The 8824-nt window shown below is 63.3% G+C and carries 7 protein-coding genes; all 7 read right to left on the bottom strand.

The features are described 5' to 3' along the window. Positions 1–493: AMP-binding protein (locus DW178_RS02015; RefSeq protein WP_147363790.1), on the bottom strand; the 493-nt coding region annotated here is incomplete at its 3' end. A 42-nt stretch (positions 494–535) separates the two neighbouring features. Then, on the bottom strand, positions 536–1375 hold the full coding sequence (gene menB, locus DW178_RS02010) for a 1,4-dihydroxy-2-naphthoyl-CoA synthase (RefSeq protein ID WP_118349440.1): 840 nt from the start codon (positions 1373–1375) through the stop codon (positions 536–538). Positions 1376–1545: 170 nt separating this feature from the next. Continuing rightward, positions 1546–1902, bottom strand: coding sequence for an Hpt domain-containing protein (locus DW178_RS02005; RefSeq protein WP_118349439.1), 357 nt, complete (start codon positions 1900–1902; stop codon positions 1546–1548). Between the two features lie 7 nt (positions 1903–1909). Then, entirely contained in the window at positions 1910–3895 is a 1986-nt protein-coding gene (locus DW178_RS02000) for a diguanylate cyclase (protein ID WP_118349438.1), read from the bottom strand. 273 nt (positions 3896–4168) lie between these two features. After that, the gene (locus tag DW178_RS01995; RefSeq protein ID WP_118349437.1) at positions 4169–5050 is read right to left on the bottom strand and encodes an alpha/beta fold hydrolase; all 882 of its coding nucleotides are present in this window, start codon (positions 5048–5050) and stop codon (positions 4169–4171) included. 149 nt (positions 5051–5199) lie between these two features. Next, positions 5200–7209 carry a 2-succinyl-5-enolpyruvyl-6-hydroxy-3-cyclohexene-1-carboxylate synthase gene (gene menD, locus DW178_RS01990; protein WP_118349436.1) on the bottom strand — a complete coding sequence of 670 codons (2010 nt, stop codon included), beginning with the start codon at positions 7207–7209 and terminating at the stop codon, positions 5200–5202. Continuing rightward, entirely contained in the window at positions 7206–8672 is a 1467-nt protein-coding gene (locus DW178_RS01985) for an isochorismate synthase (RefSeq protein WP_118349435.1), read from the bottom strand. The genes menD and DW178_RS01985 overlap by 4 nt, the downstream gene beginning before the upstream one ends. Between the last annotated feature and the right edge of the window lie 152 nt (positions 8673–8824).

The following is an 8824-nucleotide window of genomic DNA, read 5'->3' as shown; positions in this document are numbered from 1 at the left end:
CGAGCGCGCGGGTGGTGCGGGCCTCCGCCGTGGCGATGTTGGTGCGCGCCGCGAACGCCGTGCGCTGCGCATGACCGCGACCGTGCGCAGCCGCCTCAGCGGTGCCGGTGGCCTCGTCGGCCACGGTTTGCAGCAGGTGAGCCGCGTTCGACATATCGATGGTGTAGGCGACGTTCACGGCGCGGGAGCGCTGCAGGTCGAGCAGGCGCGCCTGCTTCTCGGCATCGGTCAGGCGCGTGTTCATGGTGATGAGCGAGAACCCGCCGTAGGCGGCCGCAAGCAGCATGATGACGAAAGCCGGGTTGTTCGGCAGGTCGATCACCACGGCATCACCCGGCTCGACGCCCCTTCGACGCAACAGGCTGGCCAGGCCCGCCGCCATCATGCGGGCTTCCCTATACGAGAACGCTTCCACGTTCCCTTCCTTATCGACAAACGTGAAGCACGTGCGCTGCGGGTTCTGCCGCACCATGCCTTCGAATACGCCGATCATGAGGGTTCTGCGCCTACCTTTACCTTGAACTGCTGAAACGACTTACGGGAACTTCGGATACTTGGAGAAGTCGGGCTTGCGCTTCTCCTTGAACGCGTCGCGGCCCTCCTTCGCCTCGTCGGTGGTGTAGTACAGCAACGTGGCATCGCCGGCGAACTGCTGCAGGCCGGCCAGGCCGTCGGTGGCGGCGTTGAAGGAGGCCTTCATGAAGCGCAGCGCCGTGGGGCTGAACTGCAGCATCTCGCGCGCCCACTGCACGGTCTCCTCCTCGAGCTGCTCAAAGGGCACCACCTTGTTGACCATGCCCATGTCGAGCGCCTCCTGCGCCGTGTACTGGCGGCACAGGTACCAGATCTCGCGCGCCTTTTTCTGGCCGACCATGGCCGCCAGGTAGCCTGCGCCGTATCCGGCGTCGAAGCTGCCCACCTTCGGGCCCGTCTGGCCGAACTTCGCCGTTTCCGCGGCGATGGACAGGTCGCACAGGATGTGCAGCACGTGGCCGCCGCCGATGGCGTAGCCGTTGACCATGGCGATCACGGGCTTGGGCACCACGCGAATCAGTCGCTGCAGGTCGAGCACATTCAGGCGGGGGATGTTGTCCTCACCGACGTAGCCGCCGTTGCCGCGGATCTTCTGGTCGCCGCCGCTGCAGAACGCCTCGTCCTCGTGACGGCCGCCGTGGTTGGCGCCCGTGAGGATGATGACGCCGATGGAGGCATCGTCACGCGCAACGGAGAACGCGTCGTACATCTCGTTGACCGTCAGGGGCGTGAAGGCGTTGCGCCTGGCAGGACGGTTGATGGTGATCTTCGCGATGCCCTCGTACGTTTCATAGACGATCTCGCGGTATTGCTTTCCAGGTTGCCACTGGATGTCGCTCATGTGATTCCTTCCGCTGCTACGCGAAAACGCAAGGGTTTGCGCGAAGTTTTACGTGTACGAAACAATGGTAGCGAATTCGCCCGACATAAGCACGCTCCGCACGATATCCGCATCGTACGGAGCGTCTGAGCGGGTTTCCCGTTCCTTGCGCAGCTAAGCGCCGTTGCTTGCTACAAGGCGGCGCGCAGGGCCTCGACCGTCTTGCTGTACTCGGCCTCTACAGGCTCGAACAGCTCCTTCGCCCGCGTGAAGTCGGCAGGCTTGGCGCGCAGCTCCTCGGTCAGCGCGTTCGACGACTCGTACAGGCCGGTGAATCCCATGTTCTGTGAGACGCCCTTCAACGTGTGGGAGGCAAGGAACGCAGCATCCGCGTTGCCGCTTCGAAGCGCTTCGCCCAGCTGCTCGAAGCTGCCGTCCTCCAGGAACTTCTCGGCGAATCGCACGATGAGCTTCTCGCTGGTGAAACGGCGCAACACGTCGCTGAAATCGGCTCCTATCTGGTTATATGCATCTTGAATCGCGCTCATTGCCTATCTAACCTTTCCTTGTCGGCCCATTTTCATCATCGGGGCGCCCTTCATCGATCAAGCTCCCGCTCTTTCCCGCCCCCTCATCATTCACCGAAATAGGGGGGGGTGAATCTTGCTCGTCCTTCTCGACCACGATACGGTCCTGCAGATCGATGAGGCAGTCGATGAGCAGCGGGTTGAACGCGCCGCACTCGCCGTTCAAGATCATGTGCATGGCCTTCTCGTGCGATAACGCCTTCTTATACACGCGATCGCTGGTCAGGGCATCGTAGACGTCCACGAGCGAAACGACCTGCGCCGATATAGGGATCTCCTCACCCTTCAGCCCATCGGGGTATCCGCTGCCGTCGTAGCGCTCGTGATGCCAGCGGCAGATGTCGCGCGCGGTGCGCACCAGGGCGCTATCGCGGTACTGAACCATGCCCTCCAGCATATCGGCGCCGATGGTGGTGTGGGTCTTCATGATCTCGAACTCCTCGGGCGTCAACCTGCCCGGCTTGTTCAAGATACTGTCGGGGATGGACAGTTTCCCCAGGTCATGCAGCGTGGATGCGGCGGCAATGGTGCTGCGATCGCTTGAGGTGATGCGGTAGCGGTCCGTTTTGCGCATCAGATGTTCCAGCATCATCTCGGTGAGCTTGCGCACGTGTTTCACGTGCGGCCCGCTTTCGCCGTTGCGCAGCTCCATGGCTCCGCCCATGATGTCGACGAGCATGCGGCTTTCGCGTTCGCGCTCGTAGAACTGCTGCGCGAGCATAGCTGAAAGGCGCCGTTGCTTGGTGTAGAGGCGCATGATGTTGCTGACGCGCTGGCGCACGATGCGCGAATCGAAGGGGCGGCCGATGTAGTCGGAAGCGCCCAGCTCGTAAGCGCGCAGCACCGAGTCGTCGGAGTCTTCGCTCGAGATCATGATGACGGGGATGTCGGCGATCCAGCCGTTGCGCGACATGAGGGAGAGCACGTCGAAGCCGTCAACGCCGGGCATGACGATGTCGAGCAGCACGATGGAGATGCCGCTTCCATGCTGTTCCAGGCACGCGATGCCCGCTTCGCCGCAATTCGCCTCGAGGATTTCGTACTGATCCTTGAGCATCTCGCTCAGGATGACGCGGTTCATCTCGGAATCGTCCACCACCAGCAGCAACGGTTTATGGAACTCGTAGGAATCAAGGTCATCGGAATCGGTTATGACGAGGTTCTTGCGGCCCTTCGCCTTGTACATGAGGCCATCCGCCTGGCGTACCGCCTCCTCGACGGTGCGACCTTCGGACAGCACGCCGCCGACACTGACGGTAAGGTTGATGTTCTCGTATCCGGGAACTGGCGTTTCGGCCACCTTGTCCGCCATATCGTGTAGCTTGCGCGCGAAGACGTCAGCGGAAATGCCGGGGATGACCAGCACGAACTCGTCGCCGCCGTAACGTACGAGCATATCGCTGGACCGGATGCAGCTCCTGAGCGCGCTCACGGCCGTTTTGATGGCGACATCGCCGGCATGATGGCCCAGCGTGTCGTTGACCAGCTTGAAATCGTCCATGTCCAAAACCGCCACGCCGGCGAACACGTGCTGATTGCGCAGGTTGTCCTCGTAGAATCGCCGGTTATACGCGCCCGACAACGCATCGTGATAAAGCAGATCCTCGGAAAGCAAGCCGCCAGCGACCGCGTCGATGGGCTGAGTGCACATGAGCACACCCGGCTTGCCATCGACGTTCACGTACCGAGCCGATGCGCGATGGACCTGATCGCCCATGAGCACCCTATGCGTTCGGGAGCCTCCATCGCGCAGGATGTCCTTGCACACCCCGCGCATGCAAACGCACGCGCCGCCGTACAGAAGACAAGATTCATCTTCCTCTATCTCGCGTTCGTCAAGGAAGCGCACGACGGGATAGACGCCGAGCAAGCGGCCGATCTCCGCATCGAGTTCGTCCCTCGACATATCGGATAGCTGGTCTTGCTGCTCGGTACCTTGCGTTTTGTCATCCATAGCCGGTGAGCCTCTGTTTCGAGTTGATTCGAACTTGCGTGCATACTGGTTTCCAATGAGTGCATTGTAGCAAAGTCGCACCACGTCAAGACGCTGATCGGCAATGCACGGGAACATGGCACGGAATGGAAGGGGCGAAACGGGCGCTTGCCGCAATTACCTTGGAACAAGGTTACGGCAAGCGCCTTCCAGGCCGTTGAGAGGGGACTGATGGATAAGGCCGCGGAGTTCGCAGCCCGGCACCACGTTGCACAAGTGGACCGGGGGCGCCCGCTAGCGAGTCGCCACGCTGTGCACGCAGGCGGCGAACACCTCGGGGGCCTCCAGATGGACGTTGTGCCCCACCTTCGGCGCGATACGCGTCCTCACGATGCCCTCCTCGTGCAGGCCTGCTGCAAGCTTGCTGTATTTTGCGTCTTTTTCGCCGGCCAGATACAAGGCCGGGTAGCCGCGCAGGCCGAGGTCGCGCAGCGCCGCCGTGGTCTCGCGGTACGAGGGCATGCGGTGCTGGCCTGCGCATTCCACGCACTTCGCCAGCGCCTCGGGATCGTTGGCAAGCCTGTTGGCGCGGACCGCGGCGCGAACCTTCTTCGGCAGCGCCTTCTGCGACTCGAACAGCGGCAGGTTCTCCCAGTAGGTCATGAAGTCCTTCAGCGGCGTCTCGCGCAGGCGGCGCGCCATATCGGCATCGCGCTTGATGGCGGCATCGCGCTCCGCCTGCGTTTTCGGCCCCATGCCCACGCTTTCCAGAAGCAAGCCGCTCGTTTGCTTGGCGAAAGCCGCGGGACCGACCTCAAGCAATGCGGAAAGCGCTACGCGCCCACCCATCGAATAGGCCACGACCAGGGGTTTTCCCGGAATCAGCTTGATGAGGGCAAGGAGCGCCTCGCCCATTGCGGGCAAGCTGTACGGCGCCGGATGAACCGGGACCGACGACCCGCCGTGGCCGACGAGGTCGATGCCGTACACGTCGCGCTCAAGGAAGATGGTACGGCTTGCGGGGAACCAGGACAGCGCGTTTTGCGCAAAGCCGTGCACGAACAGCACCGGGGTGCGGCGGCGGGCGGGATAATCCTCCGTCATATACAGGTAACGATATCGGACTCCGTCAACGTCGAAGCAGGCGGTTTCCGACTGCTCGTTCATCATTTCCATGAGCTCCTCCTCGATCCCTTAGCGCTTTATCGTTGTATGTGTTGCGTACAACACGGCATGCCGGCAACGCCAGGGCGCAAAGCGCCGACCTTGCGGCGACGGTTGCGCGCCGATCGCCGACCTCGCAGCGATGGTTGCGCGTCGAACGCCTACCAATACCTGGCGTAACGTTCGCGCAGGCCCTGCAGGGGCACGGGCACTTCGATGAAGCTGATGCCCGGAACATCCAGCGATGCTCGATACGCCCGGTCAAACTCAGCCAACGTGGCCGTCTTGCTGTAGGGCACGCCGAATGCGGCGACCGCGGCCTGAAAGTCCACGTCCTGAGGCGTGAGGAACAGGCGCTCGAAATACGCTTCCTGCGACTTCTGCGGCAGCATGTCGAATATGGCACCGCCGTTGTTGTTCAGCAGCACGATGGTAATGCCCAGCTCGCCGGCGTTTGTTTCGCAGCCATTACGCTTGGCGCCCTGTTTCGGCGCGCGGTTCTCGTCGCCTGCGGCGTCGGCGAGCTGCCGCTGCACGCGCAGCTCGCGCTGCAACGCCAGGGCATTCAAGTCGTGTTGCATGGTCAAATCGCCCGTGATCAGCGTGGTGCGGCCGAAGCAGCGCGAAGCGCCGATGGCCGTTGAAACCGTGCCGTCGATGCCGTTCAAGCCCCGGTTCGCCAACACAGTCAGCTGCTTTCCGCCCTTCAGGTAGAAGGTGTCCACAGCGCGCACGCTCATGGAGTTTGCCACGAACAGACACGAGCCTTCAGGGACAAGCTCCAGCACGCGACGGACGTAGGCTCCCTCAAAGCCGTCGGCACCGGGTTCTTCGCCGGTATCTACCGCGGCTATGCGCTTTGCGGCAGCTTCCTCCACCCGTTGCCAGGCGTTGGCGAACGACAGATTGTTGGCGCCTGCCGCCGCGGGGCCGTCCTCCATGCGCAGCGCGCGCAGCATGCTTTGCGCGAAATCGGCGGGCTTCGTGCGAACGAATACCGTGGTGGCGGCGTTGGTGTCGCGCGTTTCCAGGGGGTCGACCACTACCTGCAGCACGCCCTCATCCTCGCGCGCGCGGGCCCACTGCGTTGCCCTCTTCGACACAGGGTAGCGGCCGAAACGTACGATAACCTGCGGGTTCAGCGCTTCATCAGGCGAGATGCCGCCACGCTGGAACACGCTGTCGTAGTTGCCGATCACCAACGGGTCGTCGAAGGAGCGCAGCCCCGAGAGCGGGTCGGCAAGCACGGGGATGGCGAAGGTGCGCGCGAAGGTCAGCACGCGCTGCGCCTCCTCGCGCGTGGCGCAGGAGCCTTCGCCTGCCAGCAGCAGCACGCTATTGGCCAGCAGCTCGCGGGCAAGCTGCGCTGCCGCAATGCCTTCCATGCCCCCATGCACGTGCGCGATGCCGGCGGGAAGCGACGGTTTGCGGGCAGGTTTTGCCCCGGGAGCCGCGCTGTCTGCAGCGGGCTCGGCGCAGGGGATGCCGGCATCGAACAGGTCGGGTAGCGTCGTGTCGGGCTTGAGCGGCTCGTCGAACGGGAAGTTCAGATGCACCGGACCGCCGAAACAGGCTCCGGCAAGACGGTGGGATGCGCTCGCCGTCGCAGCCGAGGGTACCGCCAAGGAGTTTTGCGTTTCCCGGTTTTGCGCGGGTTCGCATGACCCGAGCGCGGCGATGCACGCCTCACGCGCGACTTGACGGGCGAAACGCAGCGATCCTTCGTCATCTGCGGGCAAGGGCATCCCGCGATAGGCGCGCACGTGCGTACCGTAAGCGTGCGATTGATCGCAGGTTTGCGGGGCACCCAGCCCCTGCAGCTGTGGCGGGCGATCGGCCGTCAGCACGATAAGGGGCACGCGCGACGACTCCGCCTCGAGGATGGCCGGATAGTAGTTTGCGATGGCCGTACCCGACGAGCACACCAGCGCCGCTGGACGACCGGACGCCTTCGCCATGCCCAGCGCTAGAAAGGCGGCGCCGCGCTCGTCGACGTCCACATACGTGCTCATCCGCTGCGGAGCGCGGCAAGACAGCTCGTAGGCGGTCATGGACAGCGGGGTGGAACGCGAACCGGGGCTGATCACCACGTTTTGCACGCCCCATTTCGCAAGCTCGTCGAAAAACGCTCCCAAAAAGCGCGCGGTTGCGCGCGGATCGGCGACGGTCATCGAGCTTCCCCTTTCCCTGCGGTCGTGGTTTGCGGGCTGGTTTGACCCGCGGTTTGCGTTGCGGTTTGACCCGCAACCTGAGGGATCTCCTGCAGGTCGGCCGGTGATGCGGCTTGCGGGTTGGTTTCGCCCGTGGTTTGCGGCGCGTTTTGCGCTGTGGTTTGCGGGCTGGTTTGCGGGCTGGTTTGCGCAGCGTGGGACGAGGCGGTGACGGCTTCGCCATCGAACGCTGAGAGCACGGTCTTCAGCTTCAGCGCGATCTCGTCGTACTCGTCGGCCGCACGGCTACCGTCGACGATGCCGCATCCGGCGTACACGTAGCCGATCTCGCCGTCGAACACGCCGGTGCGCAGCGCCACGCTGAACTCGCCATCTCCCGCAGCATCGACGTAGCCGCATGCGCCGGCGAAGAAGCCGCGATTATAGGCTTCGATCCGACGGATGAGCATCTTCGCCTCGCCGACCGGCGTGCCCGAAACCGCGGGCGTGGGATGCAAATCGCCCATCATCGACCACAGGTCGACGCCTTCGAGCAGCTTTGCGCGCGCAGGCGTCATCAGATGCTGGATGCGCGTCAACGGCATGATGGTCGGCTGCTTCGGGACATCGACCGCGTAACACGTACGGCCCAGCACATCCCGGATGAAGCGCACGACGTAGTCATGCTCGGCGCGGTTCTTCGCATCGTTCAGCAAGCCTTGCGCAAGGCGCTCGTTCTCGGCGGGGTCGGGCGATGCCGGGCACGTTCCCGCCAGGCACATGCTTTCCAGCTCGCAACCGGTTTTGCGCACGAGCAGCTCGGGAGTGCAGCCGCAGAAGAACACGTCGGCATATCGGTACAGCAGCACTGTTCCGTGCGCGGTGCCGTCGATCAGGTTCACCAGCAGGTCCTTCGAGGAAAACGGCTCGTCGGCACGCAGTTTCAAACGGCGCGAGAGCACCACCTTCTCCACGCGGCCGCTCTTGATGGCATCAAGCCCGCTTCCCACCGCCTGCTCCCAAGCGGAACGCGAATCGAGTTCCAGCTGGTACGAAACGGTGCGTCGCGTGCGATGCGGCGCCGTCAGGGCAAGACGCGCGAAACGCTCGACGCGGCCGGTGTACACCGGGCCAAGGGAGTTCACCTGCAGGAAAGCGCCGCTCTTGTTCTCGATGAGCACTACCTCGGGCAGCATGAAATGCAGGTTGGGGAACGACTGGAACAGCTCATCGGCCGGCGCGGGATTATGCGCGTCGAATCGGTTGAACGAGAAGAACACCGGCTGCTCGGCGGCCGGCCCCGTCAGCTCGCACTCGACCTCGTCCAAGGTCGGCAACGCGATACAGCGCCCCAAGCCCATGAAACGGGTGGGGCGGTCCTTGCGGTAATACACGAATTGATCGGTGAAGCCCTTCTGCATAAGGCAGAACGCGTCGACGATATCGGCATCGAGTGGTTGGGTGTACGAATAGATTCGGGTCATTCGACTTCTCCCTGATCGTCTGATGGGTCACGGTTTCCTATTATAGCGGTGCGCAAAAAGGCCCGGAGTCTGCGACTCCGGGCCGTCGTTCGGCGGCTTATATGCAAGCGGTTCGGCTTGCGCCCTTGTTCGCAAGCAGTACGATCCGATTC

The sequence above is a fragment of the Eggerthella sp. AM16-19 genome (genome assembly GCF_003474385.1).
Classification (GTDB): Bacteria; Actinomycetota; Coriobacteriia; order Coriobacteriales; family Eggerthellaceae; genus Senegalimassilia.
Note: the sequence above shows the minus strand (reverse complement) of the source record. Positions and strands in the feature narration are given on the sequence as shown.